The sequence below is a fragment of the Streptomyces filipinensis genome, assembly GCF_014649495.1.
GTDB lineage: Bacteria > Actinomycetota > Actinomycetes > Streptomycetales > Streptomycetaceae > Streptomyces > Streptomyces filipinensis.
In genome coordinates this window covers 56,622-72,334 of record NZ_BMTD01000016.1, presented here as the reverse complement: position 1 = coordinate 72,334, position 15,713 = coordinate 56,622, and the positions used below count along the sequence as shown (strand labels likewise).

Genomic DNA, 15,713 nt, shown 5'->3' with positions numbered 1-15,713 from the left:
GCCTCCTGCGGCTCAGTCGCCCGCCGTCCAGTGCGCCGGGCGCGTCACCGACGCCGGCAGTCGGGTGCCGGCGCTGCCGCGAGCCGCGTTGAGCTGGGGCTGGGTCAGGAAGAACGCGCCGGTGAGGTCCGCGTCGGTCAGGTCGGCGTCGCGCAGGTCGGCACCGATCATGTCCGCGCCGCGCAGATCGGCACCGGTGAGGTCGGCGGCGATCAGGTAGGCGCCGCGCAGGCTCGCCCCGCGCAGATCGGCACCCCGCAGCCGGGCGCCGATCAGGTCCGCGCCCCGGCGGTCCTTCGCCTTGCCCTTGCCCTTGCCCTTCGCGCCGCTCCGGGCGTCGGCGGCCCCTGAGCGGGCCAGGTCGCTGGTGCGCAGGAGCAGCAGGTTGACCTCATGGCGGTGCGCGGGCACGTCCAGCGCGGCCAGTTCCTCGGGGGTCAGCCGGGTCAGCCGCTCGGTCTCCTCCAGCGCCCGCCGCAGCTCGGGACGGACCGGGCGGGCGGCGGGCAGTCCGAGCGCCTCGGTCAGGTACCACAGCAGCTCGTGCAGCTGCCGTACGACCGGGAACACGTCGAGCATCCGGCGGGCGTGCTCCTTCGGCCCCGTACGCCAGTCCTGGCCGCCGAAGGTGACCTGCGAGACCTTCTGGCCCGCGCCGAAGCAGTCGTAGACCGTGCAGCCGGTGAACCCCTTCGTCCGCAGGTCGGCGTGGATGCCGCAGCGGTGGTCACCCTGCAGGTTCGGGCACGGCTTCCCGGCGGGCTTGTTCAGCGCGAAGTCGGCGGACGCGGCGAAGGGCAGGGCTACGCAGCACAGCCCGAAGCAACGCGCGCAGTCCCCGCGCAGCTTGGAGAGGTCCGCTGTCTGATCTGGCATACGGGACAGCCTACTGGGTCACCTCGTCCCGGATCCGGCCAGATCGTGCAGGTCAGCGGTGTGCCAGCGGTTCGACCGCCTTCACCACGCGGGCCGCGCCGTCCTCCCCGGCCAGGTGCGCCGCGGCGGTCGCGGCGGCCCGGCTGTACGACTGCTGCCGCACCACCCGTGCGAGTGCCTCGGCGAGCCGGCCGGCGCTCAGGCCGGAGAACGGGACGGGCTCGCAGGCGGCGCCGATCGCGGCGAGGCGCGCCGCCCAGAACGGCTGATCCGCCATGACCGGCACGGGGACGGACGGGATCCCGGCGCGCAGCGCGGCGGCCGCGGTGCCCGCTCCCGCATGGTGGACGGCGGCGGCGAGCCGTGGCATGAGCAGGGCGTGCGGCGTGTCGCCGATGGTCAGCACGTCGTCGCCGTCGGCGGCGAGCCCGGCGGCGCCCGACTGCAGGATGCCGCGCAGCCCCGCGCGCCGCAGGGCCTGTACGGCGATCTCGCTCAGCCGTTCGCCCTCACCGTTCGCCATGGACCCGAAGCCGACCAGGACCGGCCGGGGCCCGGCCCGCAGGAAGTCCTCCACGGCACCGGGCAGGTGCTCATCGGGACCGACGTGGGGCCAGAAGGTGCCGGCGACCTCCAGGCCGGGCCGCCAGTCGGCGGGCCGTGGCACGAGGGCCGTGCTGAAGCCGTGCAGCACGGGCCAGTTCTCCCGCTCCCGGCGCCGGCGCATCGCCACCGCGGACAGCGGCGGCAGCCCGAGGTCGCGCCGCAGCTCGGTGACCGCCGGCGCGAAGACACGGTCGGCCATGCGCAGGGCGAACCGGCCGGCCGCCCGGTTGCCGGCCCGGCCCAGCGACCGCATGGCCGTGATGACCGGCGGGAAGTCGCCGGTGGCTGCCGCGGGCTGGAGGTAGACACCGAGGCTCGGGGTTCCGGTGGCCTCGGTGAGATGCCAGCCGAGCGGGGCCGTCGTGGCCGACAGCAGCAGCAGATCCGTGCCCTCGGCGACCGCGTCGGCGAACCCCCGGCCGAGTTCCGTGACGAACGCGGCGGCCGTGCGCATCAGTTCCCGTCCGCTGCCGCCCCGGCCGTGCCCCCGCGGGTCGGCCGGCAGCCGCCGGAAGCCGAGTCCGGCGCCCTGTGCGAGCGGGGCGAAGGCGTCGGTGGTGGCCAGCGTGACCTCGTGCCCGGCGGCGGCCAGTGCCGCGCCGAGACCGGTGTAGGGCGCGACGTCGCCGCGTGATCCCGCCGTGGCGATCAGGATTCTCATGGGTGCTCCTCGGAATCGGTGCGGGAGCCGTCGTGGCGGGCGGCGTTGGCGTGGATCGCCTTGCCGGTGTAGGCGGCGAGGCCGGGCCGGCCGTGGGACGGCGGGACGAGGAGGGCGAAGGCGCGCGGGTCGGCGATGAGGTCGTCCGCGATGCGCCGGTGCATGTCCGGCGGGCACGGGGCGAACCAGCGGGTGAGATGGCGGCGGTGCTCCTCGGCGAGGGCCATCGCCCGCTCCCCGTCGGCGGGTTCGTGCGCGTCGAAGGCGGCGAGCAGCTCGCCCCGCCAGGCGGCGGCCTCGTTCATGAGCTGCCGCCAGTCCTCCTTGGTGTGGGCCCCGGCCCGTGCCATCGCCTCGCGGTACGCCGCCGAGTGCTGCCACTTCTGCTGTGCCTGGGTGGCGTAGCTGAGGTCGAAGGAGATCTCGCCGAAGACCTCGAAGCGCTCCTCGGGGGTGAGCGCCACCCCGGTGCGCTGCACCTCGATGGCCTGTTCGGCCACCTCGGCGAGGCGCTCCAGCCGGTGGATCTCCTCGCGCAACTGCCGCTGCCGCGCCCGCAGCTGGTGCAGGGCGTTGGCCTGCGGGTCGCGCAGGATGAGGGCGATCTCGTCGAGCGGGAAGCCCAGTTCGCGGTAGAAGAGGATCTGCTGGAGCCGGGCCAGGTCGGCGTCGCCGTAGGAGCGGTAGCCGGCGCGGCTGCGTTCGCCGGGTGAGAGCAGGCCGTGCTTGTCGTAGTGGTGCAGCGTCCGCACGGTCACCCCCGCGAACGCCGCCACCTCCCCCACCGCGTAGCCCATGTGTCCGCCCTTTCGTCCGCTCACAGCCTCAAGCCTGACGTAAGGGGAGGGTCAACCCGGCGCGGCCCCGCGCTGCTTCGCGGGGCGCCGCCTCAGACCTCGTCGCGTGCCAGTGCCAGCAGGCGGTCCAGGACCCGCGGTGCGCCCACGCGGAGACCGTCGTGTTCGAACTCGTCGGTGACCCAGGTGCGCAGGCCCCGGACCGCGCGGGCGGTCTGCAGGGAGTGGGCGGCGTCGACGTACATGTCGTCGTGGAAGACCGCGGCGGCGACCGGGACGTCGTTGGCGGCGAGGCGGGCGGGGTCGTACAGGGGCTGCCAGTCGGTGCGGGCGGCGAGCAGGCCGGCCGTCTCGCGCAGCGGGCGCAGCGCCGGGTCGGTCTCGAACATCCACGGGTGGACCGTCTCGCCGGTGAAGAGGACCGGTGTGTCTCCGGCGAGCGCCTTGGCCGCGTCGAACTGCGGGAACTCGGCGCGGATCCGCTCGGCGGCCCATGCGGTCGGGCGGGCGTCCTGGCCGTAGATCGACTCGTGGACGAGCGCGTAGAGGGGGTGCGCGGCGTGCGACAGCAGGGACTGGGCCTGCTCCTGGAAGGCGTCCGACAGTTCGTGGCCACCCGGTGTGCGCACGAAGGCGTCCTCCAGGAGGTGGTGCAGCCGGTGGCTGCCGTCGCTCATGCCGAGCATCAGTCCGAGGGACTGGAAGGCCTCGACGGTGAACCGGTAGCCGTTCGGGAGGACCACGTCGCGGCTGAGGAGGTGGTCGGCGATCCGGCGGGCGCGTTCCACGTCCTGCGGGTAGCGGGCGTAGTGCGCGGTGACCTTGCGTTCGGTGCGCGGGTAGGCCGCGCGGTAGACGTCGTCGGCGTGGGCCTGCAGGGAGGGCAGGCCGCCGGTGATGACGGCGGTGGCGAGGCCCTCGGGGGCGTGGGAGAGGTACGACACCGTGCAGAAGCCGCCGAAGCTCTGGCCCAGCACGGTCCACGGGGCGCCGCCGGTGACCTCGGGGCGGATGGTCTCGCAGTCCCGGACGATGGAGTCGGCGCGGAACCGGGTGAGGTAGTCGGCCTGCGCGGCGGGGCCGCCGCGCAGCGGGAGCGTCTGCCGGTTGGCGGGCGTCGAGCTTCCGGTGCCGCGCTGGTCGAGCAGCAGGACCCGGTAGTCCTGCAAGGCCCGGTCGAGCCACGCCTGACGTCCGACGAAACGATTCGCCCCGAAGCCCGGGCCGCCCTGGAGATACAGCAGCCAGGGCAGCTCCTGTCCTGCCTTGTCGCTCGCCACCGCCTCGCGGGCGTACAGCTCGATCCTCTCCCCTCCCGGGTCGGCGTGGTCGAGGGGCACGGTGAAGCGGCGGTCGGTGAGGATGACGCCGGGCTGGCGGTAGCTGAGGCTCAACGGGTCTCTCCGGACGGGTGGGACGGACGCATCCCAAGTTCAGCACATGACCGGCCGCGCGCCGACCCCTGGGATCATGGATTGTTACTGAACTTCCGGTCAGCGCCCGGCCGGGATACGGCTCAGCGTGCGACGAGCCTGGAACGGCGCACCACCAGCCGCGAGCAGGGCACCGAGCTGACCGACGCCTCGGCCACCCGGCTGATCGATCCCCGGACACGCGACTGGGCGTACGGCGTGGCGGAGCGGCTCGGTGTCGGCCTCGGGCTGCTCGCGCCGCTGCGGCAGCCCGGTGATCCGGCCGGCGTGCTGCGGCCGGGGTGGAGGCCGAGGCGCGGCTCGCCACCCGGTGAGGACGCCGTCCACGGCGAGGCCGTCTCCCCCCGGCAGTGTCCGCCCACTACCCTGCACTCGTCCGATGACCGACCCGAGGAGCCGCGATGCGTGTCGCCCTGTTCCTGACCTGTGTCAACGACACGCTCTATCCGGACACCGGCCGGGCCGTGGTGAAACTGCTGACCAGGCTGGGTGTCGACGTCGACTTCCCGATGGGCCAGAGCTGCTGCGGACAGGCGCACTACAACACCGGTTACCGGCACGAGGCCGAGCCGCTGGCCCGGCACTTCTCCGATGTCTTCCGGGGGTACGAGGCGATCGTGACCCCGTCCGGCTCCTGCGGGGCGATGGTGCGGGAGCTGTATCCGCGGATGGGCGAGCGGGCCAGGGCCGAGGGGCGCGGGGACTCACTGGCACGGACCCTGGCGCCGGTGGTGCACAAGACGTACGAGCTGACGGAGTTCCTGGTGGATGTGCTGGGCGTGACGGATGTGGGCGCCTGCTACCCGCACACGGTCACCTATCACCCGACCTGCCACGGACTGCGCGGCCTGGGCCTCGGCGACCGGCCGCGCCGGCTCCTGGAGGCCGTCAAGGGGCTGGAACTGGTCGAGTTGCCGGGTGCCGAGGAGTGCTGCGGGTTCGGTGGCACGTTCGCGCTGAAGAACGCCGAGGTGTCGGCGGCGATGGGCGCGGACAAGGTGCGCGCCGCCGAGTCGACGGGCGCGGAGGTGCTGTGCGCGGCCGACAACTCCTGTCTGATGCACATCGGCGGCACGATGAGCCGGCTGCGGACGGACATGCGGCCGGTGCACATCGCGGAGATCCTGGCGAGCACGGAGGAGGAACCGGCGGCATGAGCGGAACGTTCGTCGGCATGCCGGCCTTTCCTGAGGCGGCGCGCGCGGCGGTCCACAACGCCACCCTGCGGGGCAACCTGCGGCACGCCACGCACACCATCCGCGCCAAACGGGCCCGCGCGGTCGCCGAGTTGGACGACTGGCCGGCGCTGCGCGAGGCGGGCCGCCGGATCAAGGACCACACCCTGCGCCATCTCGACCGGTATCTGGAGCAGTTGGAGGAGTCGGTCACCGCGGCGGGCGGCACGGTCCACTGGGCCGCCGACGCCGAGGAGGCCAACCGCATCGTCGCGGACCTGGTGAAGGCGACCGGCGAGTCGGAGGTCGTCAAGGTCAAGTCGATGGCCACGCAGGAGATCGGGCTCAACGAGGCCCTTCTCGCGGAGGGCATCCACGCCTACGAGACCGATCTCGCCGAGCTGATCGTGCAGTTGGGCAAGGACCGGCCCTCGCACATCCTGGTGCCGGCCATCCACCGCAACCGGGGGGAGATCCGGGACGTCTTCCGCTCCGAGATGGGCGCGTGGGGCCGCCCGGCTCCCGAGGACCTGACCGACACGCCCGCCGAGCTCGCCGAGGCGGCCCGGCTGCACCTGCGCGAGAAGTTCCTGCGGGCCAGGGTCGGCATCTCCGGCGCCAACTTCATGGTCGCCGAGACCGGCACCCTGGTGGTCGTCGAGTCCGAGGGCAACGGCCGGATGTGTCTGACCCTCCCCGAGACGCTGATCTCGGTCGTCGGCATCGAGAAGATCGTGCCGACCTGGCGGGACCTTGAGGTCTTCCTGCAGACCCTGCCGCGCTCCTCCACCGCCGAGCGCATGAACCCGTACACGAGCATGTGGACCGGCACGACGGACGAGGACGGGCCCCGGGCCTTCCACCTGGTCCTGCTCGACAACGGCCGCACCGACGCCCTCGCCGACCAGGTGGGCCGCCAGGCCCTGCGCTGCATCCGCTGCTCGGCCTGCCTGAACGTCTGCCCCGTCTACGAGCGGGCCGGCGGGCACGCCTACGGCTCGGTCTACCCGGGCCCGATCGGCGCGATCCTCAGCCCCCAGCTGCGGGGCACGGCGAGCGAGATCGACGCCTCGCTGCCGTACGCGTCGAGTCTGTGCGGCGCCTGCTACGAGGTGTGCCCGGTCGCCATCGACATCCCCGAGGTGCTGGTGCATCTGCGGGAGCGGGTCGTCGAGGGCGGCCCCGCGGTCCGGCAGGGCAACAAGGTGGTGCTCAAGCCCGCCCGCGGGCACGCGGCCGAGCGGGCGGCGATGCGCGCGGCACGCTGGGCGTTCGCCCACCCCGGCACCCTGCGCGCCGGTCAGCGGCTCGCCTCCCGCACCCGCCGGCTGCACCCCCGTACGCTGCCCGGCCCGGGCAGGGCGTGGAGCGGCACCCGGGATCTGCCGGCCGTGCCGGCGGAGCCGTTCCGGGACTGGTGGCAGCGCACCCGCGCCGGAAGGGACGGCGCAGAGTGAGCAGCAGGGACAGGATCCTGGGACGGGTGCGGCGGGCGCTCGCCGATGTGACACCGGACGAGCGGCCGTACGGGGAAGCGGTGCCCCGGGACCACCTGCGCGTGCACGGGGAGCGGACGCCGGAGCAGACGGTGGAGCTGCTGGCCGAGAACCTGGCGGACTACCGGGCGGTCGTGCACCGCGCCGACGCGGAGGGACTGCCGCTGCTCGTCATGCGGCTGCTGGCCGAGCGCGGCGCGCGGGAGGTGCTGGTGCCGTCCGGGCTGCCGACGCGGTGGACGGCCGCCGCGGACGTGGCGCGGATCCACGACCGGGCGGAGCACACACCGCAGCGCCTGGACCGGGTGGACAGCGTGGTGACGGGGTGTGCGGTGGCGATCGCCGAGACCGGCACGATCGTCCTGGACGGCTCCTCCGACCAGGGCCGGCGCCGCATCTCGCTCGTCCCGGACCATCACATCTGTGTGGTGCGCGTGCCCGGCCAGGTCGTCTCCTCGGTCCCGGAGGCTCTCGAACGCCTGGACCCGGCACGCCCGTTGACCTGGATCTCCGGCCCGTCGGCCACCAGTGACATCGAGCTGGACCGGGTGGAGGGGGTGCACGGTCCGCGCACGCTGGAAGTGATCCTGCTGAGCTGAGCGGGCGCTCCGCCGGCGGTGTCGCCGGGTGGGCGGGCGCGGCGCCCGCCACACCGTCCGATCGATGCGGAGCGATCGACGAGTGAAGCTGTCCGGGTAGCTGCGGATGTTTCGGAGGGCATGCCGGGGACGGCACCGTTAGCGTGAGGGAATGATCCGGTTCGAGCACGTCACCAAGCGGTATCCGGACGGTACGACGGCCGTGGACGACCTCTCCTTCGAGGTGGCCCAGGGGGAGCTGGTCACGCTCGTCGGCCCGTCGGGCTGCGGCAAGACGACGACCATGATGATGGTGAACCGGCTGATCGAGCCGACCCGAGGCCGGATCCTGGTCGACGGCGAGGACATCGCCGGCGTCGATCCGGTGCGGCTGCGCCGCCGTATCGGGTACGTCATCCAGCAGGTGGGCCTCTTCCCGCACCGTACCGTCCTGGACAACACCGCGACCGTGCCCGCCCTGCTCGGCTGGAAGCGCGCCAGGGCACGGGCGCGGGCCGCCGAACTGCTCGATCTGGTGGGACTCGACCCACGGAGGTACGGACCCCGCTACCCGGAACAGCTGTCCGGCGGCCAGCGGCAGCGGGTCGGCGTGGCGCGGGCGCTCGCGGCGGATCCGCCGGTGCTGCTGATGGACGAGCCGTTCGGCGCGGTCGATCCGGTGGTGCGCGAGCAGCTGCAGGACGAGTTCCTGCGCATGCAGGCCGCCGTGCGCAAGACGGTGCTGCTGGTCACGCACGACATCGAGGAGGCCGTCCGGCTCGGGGACCGCATCGCCGTCTACGGACAGGGCCGGATCGAGCAGTTCGACACGCCGGGCGCGGTGCTCGGGGCGCCCGCGACCGCGTACGTGGCCGGTTTCGTGGGCGCGGACCGGGGGCTGAAGCGGCTGTCGGTCACCCCGATCGAGCCGGACGACCTGGAGCAGCCGCCCGTGGCCCGGCTGGACGAGCCCGCCGAACGGGCCGTCGAGCGGCTGCGCGCCGAGGGCGCGCGGTGGGCGGTCGTGCTCGACGCACACGGGGATCTGCACGGCTGGGCCGGCATCGAGGATCTGTCGGCGGGCGGCCGGGTCGGGGATCTGGCCCACCGGATGACCGCCTGGGTGCCGGTGGGCGCGCCGCTGAAGCAGGCGTTCGGGGTGATGCTCCAGTACGACGCCGGATGGGTCGCGGTCCTGGACGGCGCCCGCTTCCTCGGTGTGCTCACCCCGGCGAAGCTGCACGAGGCGCTGCGCCGTTCGGTGGACGCGGACGCGCGGGGTGTGACGCGGGGACAGGTGCCGTTCGACTCGGTGGCGGACGCCTGACGCCGCCCGGCCCGGGGTTCCGTTCCCCGCTACGTCAGCAGGCCCTTGTCCTTCAGGTAGGTGCGGGCCACGTCGGCGGGCAGCCGCCGCCAGCCGTCGACCTGCTGGTTCATCCCGGCCAGGTCGCGCGTGGTGAGGACGTCGTTGAGCCTGCCGAGCGCCTTGGCCACGCGGTCGCTGCCGGCCCGGGAGCGGTTGACGACCGGGACCAGGTAGTCGGCGTTCTGCAGGTGCCTGTCGTCGGCGAGCAGGACCAGGCCGAAGGAGTCGAGCGTGGCGTCCGTGGTGGTGGTCAGCACCATCTGGTCCCGGCCGTCCTGCACGGCCCGCTTCGCCTGGGTGGTGCCGACGCCCTTGGGGTCGACGCCGGTGATGTCGATGCCGTACACCTTCCTCAGGCCCGGTTCGCAGTACGGGCGTTGCACGCACTCGTCCCCTGCCGCGAGCCGCACCTTCAGCTTGGCGGCGCCCAGGTCGCTGAGGGTCGTGAGGCCGTGCGCGCGGGCGTAGGCGGCGCTGACGGCGAAGGCGTTCTGGTCGACCGCCCGGCCCGGCGGAAGGACGGTGAGCCCGCGGGGCGTGGCGAGCGTGCGCAGGGCCTTCATGGTGGTGGCGAGGTCGGGTGAGCCGACCGGTTTCGCGTCGGCGCCGTGGGTCCTGGCGTTCAGCCAGTCGGCGAAGGTGGCCGCGTACTCGGGCACGACGTCGATCTGGCCGGACTCCAGCGCCGGTTCGTACAGCTCCCGGTTGGCGACCGTGAGGATGGAGGTCTTGTAGCCGGCCTGGTTCAGCAGCTGTGCGTACATCTGGGCGAGCAGATCGCTCTCCGTGAAGCCGGCCGAGCCGATGGTCAGGTGGTGACGGTCACCGGGCGGCGCGGTGACCTGCCCGCGGTCCTCCAGGGAGGGGCCCGTGGAGCAGGCGGTGGCCGTGAGGAGGGCGACCACCGCGAAGATCCTTCTCACCGGCGCCCCTGGTCCGGCAGAGGCTCTCCGCACCGGCCACCCCGGGCAGGCGGGATCTCTCCTCACCTGCCGCCCCGGAGCGGCAGCCGCTCTGCTCGCCAGCCGCCCCGCGCCGGCGGGAGCTCTTCTCACCGGCCGGCCCTCGTCCAGGTCGGTGCCAGCCTCTCTGCGAGTTCGAAGACGCCCTCGACGACGAGTGCGAACCCGGCGACGAGCAGGGCGCCCGCGACGACCTGGGGCGTGCTGGCGAGGTTGAAGCCGGCGGTGATGATCCGGCCGAGGCCGCCGCCGCCCGCGAGCGCGGCGATGGTGGCGGTGGCGACGAGCTGGACGGCAGCGATCCGCACCCCGTTCAGGACCATCGGCAGCGCGAGGGGCAGCTCCACGCGCAGCAGCATCTGCCGTCCGGTCATCCCCATGCCCCGGGCCGCCCCTACGACACCGCGGTCGACCTCGCGCATGCCGACGTAGGCGTTGGTGAGCAGCGGTGGGACGGCGAACAGCACCAGGGCCACCACCGTGGGCCCCTCGCCCCATCTGCCGACCGGCGTCAGGAGCAGCAGGACCAGGACGGCGAAGGTGGGCACGGCCCGGCCGACGTTGGAGATGTTGACGGCGAGCGCGCCGCCCCTGCCGAGGTGGCCGAGGACCAGGGCGACGGGCAGCGCGACCAGACAGCTGAGGGCCAGGCAGACCACGGTGAGCACCAGGTGCTGGAACAGCCGGTGCCGGACGCCGTCGTCGCCGGACCAGTGCGCGGGGTCGGCGAGCCAGTGCCAGGTGGCCGTGAGCGTGCTCATGCGCGGCCTGCCTTCGCCCCGGCGGCTCTCACCCGGGCGCGCCGTCGCCGGGGAGCCGCTCGGGCACGGCCCGCCCTGGTCCAGGGCGTGATCAGCCACTGCACCGCCAGCAGGAGCAGGTCGGCGGCGACGGCGATCAGTACGCACAGCACGGACGCGGTGAGGACCTGGGCCTTGAAATAGGTGTTCATGCCCGCGTAGATGAGGTTGCCGAGGCCGCCGAAACCGACGATCGCGCCGACCGTGACCAGGGACACCGCCGAGACGGTGGCGATGCGCAGGCCGGCCATGGCGGCGGGCACGGCGAGGGGTAGCTCCACGGTGAGCAGCAGGCGGACCGGGCCGTAGCCGAGGCCGCGTGCGGCCTGCCGGGTCTCCTCGGGGACCGCGCGCAGGCCCGCGAGGATGTTCCGGACGAGCAGGGTCAGCGAGTACAGCACGAGCCCGGCGACGACGAGGGTGGCCGAGAGGCCGTACAGGGGCAGGAGCAGGGAGAACATGGCGAGGGACGGGATGGTGTAGAGGATCGTCGTCACGGCGAGGACGGGGCCGGCCGCCCAGCCCCAGCGACGGGCCAGCACCGCGAGGGGCAGGGCGATGACCAGGCCGACGAGGACCGACAGGGCGGTCAGCTGGAGGTGCTGGACGACCGCGTCGAGGAGTATCTGGCGGCGGGTGCTCAGATAGGCGCCGCAGATCCACTCGTTGCGCGCGAGGCAGTCGTTTGGGGGCGCGGTCACGGTTTCATTGGACCGGGTGGGCGAGGCGGGCGGCGCGTTGGGCTGCCCCGTACGGGTGCGCTCCGCCGGCAGCCCCGCTCCCCCTCGTGGGCCCTCCCCTGGGGCGCTAGTCCATCCCCGCCGCGTCCAGCAGTGCCGTCACCGTCGTCGTGGCCAGGCCGTCGCGCAGGTCCTCCACCTTCGCCCCGGCGCGGGCGCTGGCACCGTCGAAGACCAGCAGGAGCTGGCGGGCGAGCAGGTCGGGGTCGCGGGCGCCGCCTCGCTCGGCCTCGGCGCGGAAGGTCGCCGCCAGCCGGTCCTTGACGGTGCGGGCGACCACGCTCGCCGGGTGCTCCGGGTTCTTCAGCTCCACCAGGACGGCCAGGTAGGGACAGCCGTGGTATCCGGCGTCCCGGGAGGCCCGCTCCAGGCGTTCGAAGACGTACAGGATGCGCTCGCGCGGGGTGGCGGCCTCCGGATCGGGGTGCGCGAGCTGGGCGTCGTACCAGGGGACGCGCCGTTCCAGGCTCGCGGCCAGCATCGCGTCCTTGCTGTCGAAGAGCTGGTACATGGACCGCTTCGAGACGCCCGCCTCCCGGCACAGCGCCTCGATGCCGACGGAGACGCCGTCGCGGTACGAGAGCCGGGCGGCCGCGTCGAGCAGCCGGTCGCGCGGGGACAGCTTGTCCGTGGAGGCCATGCGGCGAGGGTAGCCGGACGGCGGACGAAAGGAAACCGATCGGTGTATACCGTGCGGCGTCCGGGGCCGCCCCCGCCGGACCCACGTGACAGATCGACTGAACAAGCGCTTAGATAGGAGTCTGGACACCCTTTCCGACCCGCCGGAGGCCCCGTTGTTCACGTCCGTCGACGACGTCTCCGCCCGCCTCGCCGAGACCGGTTACCTCGCCTCGCCCGCCGTCGCCACGACCGTGTTCCTCGCCGACCGGCTGGGCAAGCCGCTGCTGGTGGAGGGCCCCGCCGGAGTCGGCAAGACCGAGCTGGCCAAGGCCGTCGCCCAGGTGGCCGGGGCGCGGCTGGTCCGGCTCCAGTGCTACGAGGGGGTGGACGAGTCCCGGGCGCTGTACGAGTGGAACCACGCCAAGCAGCTGCTGCGCATCAGCGCCGGCCGCGACGAGAGCTGGGACGAGACCCGCACCGACATCTTCAGCGAGGAGTTCCTGCTCCCCCGCCCGCTGCTCACCGCCATCCGGGGCGAGGAGCCGACGGTGCTGCTGATCGACGAGACCGACAAGGCCGACGTCGAGATGGAGGGGCTGCTCCTGGAGGTGCTCAGCGACTTCCAGATCACGGTCCCGGAGCTGGGCACGGTCACCGCGACCCGCCGCCCGTTCGTCGTGCTGACCTCCAACGCCGGCCGGGAGCTGTCCGAGGCGCTGCGCCGCCGGTGCCTGTTCCTGCACATCGGCTTCCCCGAGGAGGAGCTGGAGCGGCGGATCGTACGGCTGAAGGTGCCGGGCCTCGGCGCGGCGCTGACCGAGTCGGTGGTGCGGGTCGTGGGGGCGCTGCGGGCCATGGACCTGCGCAAGGCGCCGTCCGTCGCCGAGACCGTCGACTGGGCGCGCACCCTGCTGGCCCTGGGCGCCGGCACGCTGGACGAGACGGTCGTACGGGACAGCCTCGGGGTGATCCTCAAGCACCAGGACGACATCCAGAAGGCGGCGGCGAAACTCGACCTGGACGCGCTGTGACCGCGCTCGCCGAGCGGATCACCGGGCTGGTCGGGGCGCTGCGCGCGCACGGCGTGCGGATCGGCACGGGCGAGACCGTGGACGCGGCCCGTGCGCTGGAGGCGCTGGGGCTCGCGGACCGGGAGCGGCTGCGCGAGGGGCTGGCCGCCGCGCTGCTGCACGGGCCGGGGCAGCGGGCGGTGTTCGACCCCGTCTTCGACCTGTACTTCCCGCGCGGGGTCGGCGGCCCGGACGGCGCCGCCACGGACCGCGAGGCACTGCGCGACCGCCTGGCCCAGGCCCTCGCGGCCGACGACCGGGCGCTGATGGCCCAGTTGGCGGCGGAGGCCGTCGACGGCCTCGGCGGGTACGGCAGTTCACCCGGCTCGGACGGCTGGTCGGCGTACCAGACCCTGGACCGGCTGCGCCCGCAGACCCTCCTGGCCCGGGTGCAGGCCGATGTCCGGGGCGGCGAGGGGAGCGGCGGCGGCTTCGCGGACCGGCTGCTGGACGACGAGATCCGGCGCCGGATCGAGGCCTTCCGGCGGATGGTCGGGGCGGACGCGCGGCGCCGTGTCGCCGAGCGGCGCGGGCCGGACGAGATCGCCCGGCGCGGTGTCGTCCCGACCGCGGACCGGGTGGACTTCCTGTTCGCGAACCGGGACCAACTGGCCGAACTGCGCAGGACGGTTCAGCCGCTCGCGCGCAAGCTCGCCACCCGGCTGGCCGCGCGCCGCCGCCGCGCCGCGCGCGGTACGGTCGACCTGCGCCGCACCCTGCGTTCCTCGCTGTCCACGGGCGGGGTGCCGATGCGGCCGGTGCTGCGCCGGCGCCGTCCGGTCCGCCCCGAACTGGTGCTGCTGTGCGATGCGTCCGGCTCGGTGTCCGGCTTCTCGGACTTCACGATGCTGCTGGTGCAGGCACTGCACGACCAGTTCAGCAAGGTCCGGGTCTTCGCCTTCGTCAACCGGCTGGACGAGGTGACCGGGCTGCTCGACCACGGCCGCGCCGACCCCGGCGGGCTCGGCGCCCGGATCCGCGCCGAAGCCACGCTCACCGGCTGGCACGGCAGCAGCGACTACGGCGTGGCGCTGGGCGAGTTCGCCGAGCGGTACGGCGAGGCGGTGGGCCCGCGCACGACCGTGTTCGTCCTCGGCGACGCCCGGACGAACATGGGCGACCCCAACCTGGCCGCCGTGCGCGATCTCGCCCGGCGGGCCCGCCGCGTGTACTGGCTGAACCCCGAGCCGCGCGCCCAGTGGGGTACCGGCGACTCGGCCGCGCCCGCCTACGCCGAGCTGGCCGAGATGCACGAGTGCCGTACGGCCCGTCAGCTCGGCGCGCTCATCGCCCGGCTGCTGCCGGTGTGATCGACTGGTCCGAACGACCGCGATCCGCACCCGGTCGGCACTGATGAGCACCTGATCGGCACCTGCCCGGCGCCTGATCCGCATTCGAAGGACGTACGCCATGAGCCACTCCCCCGTACCGCTCGGCACCTTCCCCACCCCCCTCGAACCGGCGCCCCGGCTCGCCGCCGCGCTCGGGCTGGGAACACAGGACCTGTGGATCAAGCGGGACGACCTGACCGGCCTGGGCGGCGGCGGAAACAAGATCCGCAAGCTGGAGTGGATGGTGGGCGCGGCCCTCGCCGAGGGCGCTGACACGCTCGTGACCACGGGGGCGCCGCAGAGCAACCACGCCCGGCTGACCGCCGCGGCGGCCGCCCGGCTGGGCCTGACCGCGGTCCTCGTACTGCGCGGCACGCCGGGCGCCTCGCGCTCCGGGAACCTCGCGCTGGACGGGCTGTTCGGGGCACGGCTCGCCTGGGCGGGCCAGGTGGACCAGGCGGGGCTGGACGCGGCGGCGGCCGAGGTGTGCGCGCGGCTGCGGGCCGGCGGGGCCCGGCCCGCGCTGATCCCGTTCGGCGGGTCGGGTGTGCTGGGCGCGCGGGGCTATGTGCGCTGCGGCGAGGAGTTGGACGAGCAGCTGCCGGAGCTGCGGACGGTGGTGGTCGCGCTCGGCTCGGGCGGCACCATGGCCGGGCTGGTCGCGGCCCTGGGCGCCGGTTCGGTGCTCGGCGTCGACGTGGGCGCCCTGGCCGACCCGGCGGCCGCCGTGGTGGCCTTCGCGGCGCCGCTCACCACGGAGAGGGTCACGGCCGAGGGGCTGCGGGTGCGCCGGGACCAGGTGGGGGCCGGGTACGCGACGCTGACCGGCCCGGCGGGCGAGGCGCTCCGGCTCGCGGCCCGTACCGAGGGCCTGGTCCTCGACCCGGTCTACACGGGCCGGGCCCTCGCCGGCCTCCACGCGGCCGTCCGCGACGGTACCGTCCGGCCGGGCGAGAAGACGGTGTTCGTGCACACCGGCGGCCTCCCCGGCCTGTTCGGCCACCCGGAGGCGGTCGCCTTCGCGCAGGAGGGGGCGGGAGACTTCGAGGGGTGAGGGCGGCCTTCGAGGGGCGCCTCGGGCCGCGGCGGGGCGGTGACGGGCCGGCGGCCCTTCCCGGGTGACGCGGGGGCACGGCACCGGGTACGGACACGGAGACCGGGCCGCACCGCGGGCGGCCCGGTCCCGGGGCGGGCGCGC

The 15,713-nt window shown here is 74.1% G+C and carries 15 protein-coding genes and 1 pseudogene; 8 read left to right on the top strand and 8 right to left on the bottom strand.

The features are described 5' to 3' along the window. Positions 1-12 precede the first annotated feature (12 nt). From IE244_RS30160 to IE244_RS30145, 4 genes are all read right to left on the bottom strand, one after another. Positions 13-876, bottom strand: a complete 864-nt coding sequence (locus tag IE244_RS30160) for a pentapeptide repeat-containing protein (RefSeq protein WP_191876720.1) — start codon at positions 874-876, stop codon at positions 13-15. A 52-nt stretch (positions 877-928) separates the two neighbouring features. Continuing rightward, positions 929-2,143 (bottom strand): nucleotide disphospho-sugar-binding domain-containing protein, encoded by a 1,215-nt coding sequence (locus IE244_RS30155; RefSeq protein ID WP_191876719.1) that lies wholly within the window; start codon positions 2,141-2,143, stop codon positions 929-931. Next, positions 2,140-2,940, bottom strand: a complete 801-nt coding sequence (locus IE244_RS30150) for a MerR family transcriptional regulator (protein WP_191876832.1) — start codon at positions 2,938-2,940, stop codon at positions 2,140-2,142. The genes IE244_RS30155 and IE244_RS30150 overlap by 4 nt, the downstream gene beginning before the upstream one ends. Positions 2,941-3,032: 92 nt before the next feature. Next, a complete protein-coding gene (locus IE244_RS30145) occupies positions 3,033-4,334 on the bottom strand; it encodes an alpha/beta fold hydrolase (protein WP_191876718.1) in 1,302 nt (433 codons plus the stop codon). A gap of 162 nt (positions 4,335-4,496) precedes the next feature. Here IE244_RS30145 and IE244_RS42360 point away from each other — a divergent pair. From IE244_RS42360 to IE244_RS30125, 5 genes and pseudogenes are all read left to right on the top strand, one after another. Next, positions 4,497-4,652 (top strand): annotated as a pseudogene (locus IE244_RS42360) (rhamnulokinase); the annotation flags it as partial. 122 nt (positions 4,653-4,774) lie between these two features. Continuing rightward, complete coding sequence (locus tag IE244_RS30140) at positions 4,775-5,530, top strand: (Fe-S)-binding protein (protein ID WP_191876717.1); 756 nt, start codon at positions 4,775-4,777, stop codon at positions 5,528-5,530. Beyond that, positions 5,527-7,005, top strand: coding sequence for a LutB/LldF family L-lactate oxidation iron-sulfur protein (locus tag IE244_RS30135; RefSeq protein WP_191876716.1), 1,479 nt, complete (start codon positions 5,527-5,529; stop codon positions 7,003-7,005). Before IE244_RS30140 ends, IE244_RS30135 begins: the two co-directional genes overlap by 4 nt. Further along, entirely contained in the window at positions 7,002-7,643 is a 642-nt protein-coding gene (locus IE244_RS30130; RefSeq protein ID WP_191876715.1) for a LutC/YkgG family protein, read from the top strand. The genes IE244_RS30135 and IE244_RS30130 overlap by 4 nt, the downstream gene beginning before the upstream one ends. Positions 7,644-7,794: 151 nt before the next feature. Then, entirely contained in the window at positions 7,795-8,949 is a 1,155-nt protein-coding gene (locus IE244_RS30125) for a betaine/proline/choline family ABC transporter ATP-binding protein (RefSeq protein WP_191876714.1), read from the top strand. A 29-nt stretch (positions 8,950-8,978) separates the two neighbouring features. Here IE244_RS30125 and IE244_RS30120 read toward each other — a convergent pair whose 3' ends face one another. The 4 genes from IE244_RS30120 to IE244_RS30105 form a co-directional block, all read right to left on the bottom strand. After that, positions 8,979-9,905, bottom strand: a complete 927-nt coding sequence (locus IE244_RS30120) for an ABC transporter substrate-binding protein (RefSeq protein ID WP_373305794.1) — start codon at positions 9,903-9,905, stop codon at positions 8,979-8,981. A 137-nt stretch (positions 9,906-10,042) separates the two neighbouring features. After that, positions 10,043-10,714, bottom strand: coding sequence for an ABC transporter permease (locus IE244_RS30115; protein ID WP_191876712.1), 672 nt, complete (start codon positions 10,712-10,714; stop codon positions 10,043-10,045). Then, a complete protein-coding gene (locus tag IE244_RS30110) occupies positions 10,711-11,454 on the bottom strand; it encodes an ABC transporter permease (protein ID WP_191876711.1) in 744 nt (247 codons plus the stop codon). Before IE244_RS30110 ends, IE244_RS30115 begins: the two co-directional genes overlap by 4 nt. A 106-nt stretch (positions 11,455-11,560) precedes the next feature. After that, positions 11,561-12,133 carry a TetR/AcrR family transcriptional regulator gene (locus IE244_RS30105; protein ID WP_191876710.1) on the bottom strand — a complete coding sequence of 191 codons (573 nt, stop codon included), beginning with the start codon at positions 12,131-12,133 and terminating at the stop codon, positions 11,561-11,563. A 154-nt stretch (positions 12,134-12,287) separates the two neighbouring features. On the opposite strand from IE244_RS30105, the gene IE244_RS30100 reads away from it, so the two are divergent. The 3 genes from IE244_RS30100 to IE244_RS30090 all read left to right on the top strand — a co-directional run bounded on the left by IE244_RS30100 (position 12,288) and on the right by IE244_RS30090 (position 15,569). Next, positions 12,288-13,145, top strand: coding sequence for an AAA family ATPase (locus IE244_RS30100; RefSeq protein ID WP_191876709.1), 858 nt, complete (start codon positions 12,288-12,290; stop codon positions 13,143-13,145). Next, positions 13,142-14,494 carry a VWA domain-containing protein gene (locus tag IE244_RS30095; RefSeq protein WP_191876708.1) on the top strand — a complete coding sequence of 451 codons (1,353 nt, stop codon included), beginning with the start codon at positions 13,142-13,144 and terminating at the stop codon, positions 14,492-14,494. The genes IE244_RS30100 and IE244_RS30095 overlap by 4 nt, the downstream gene beginning before the upstream one ends. 100 nt (positions 14,495-14,594) lie before the next feature. Next, positions 14,595-15,569, top strand: coding sequence for a pyridoxal-phosphate dependent enzyme (locus IE244_RS30090; protein WP_191876707.1), 975 nt, complete (start codon positions 14,595-14,597; stop codon positions 15,567-15,569). Positions 15,570-15,713 lie beyond the last annotated feature (144 nt).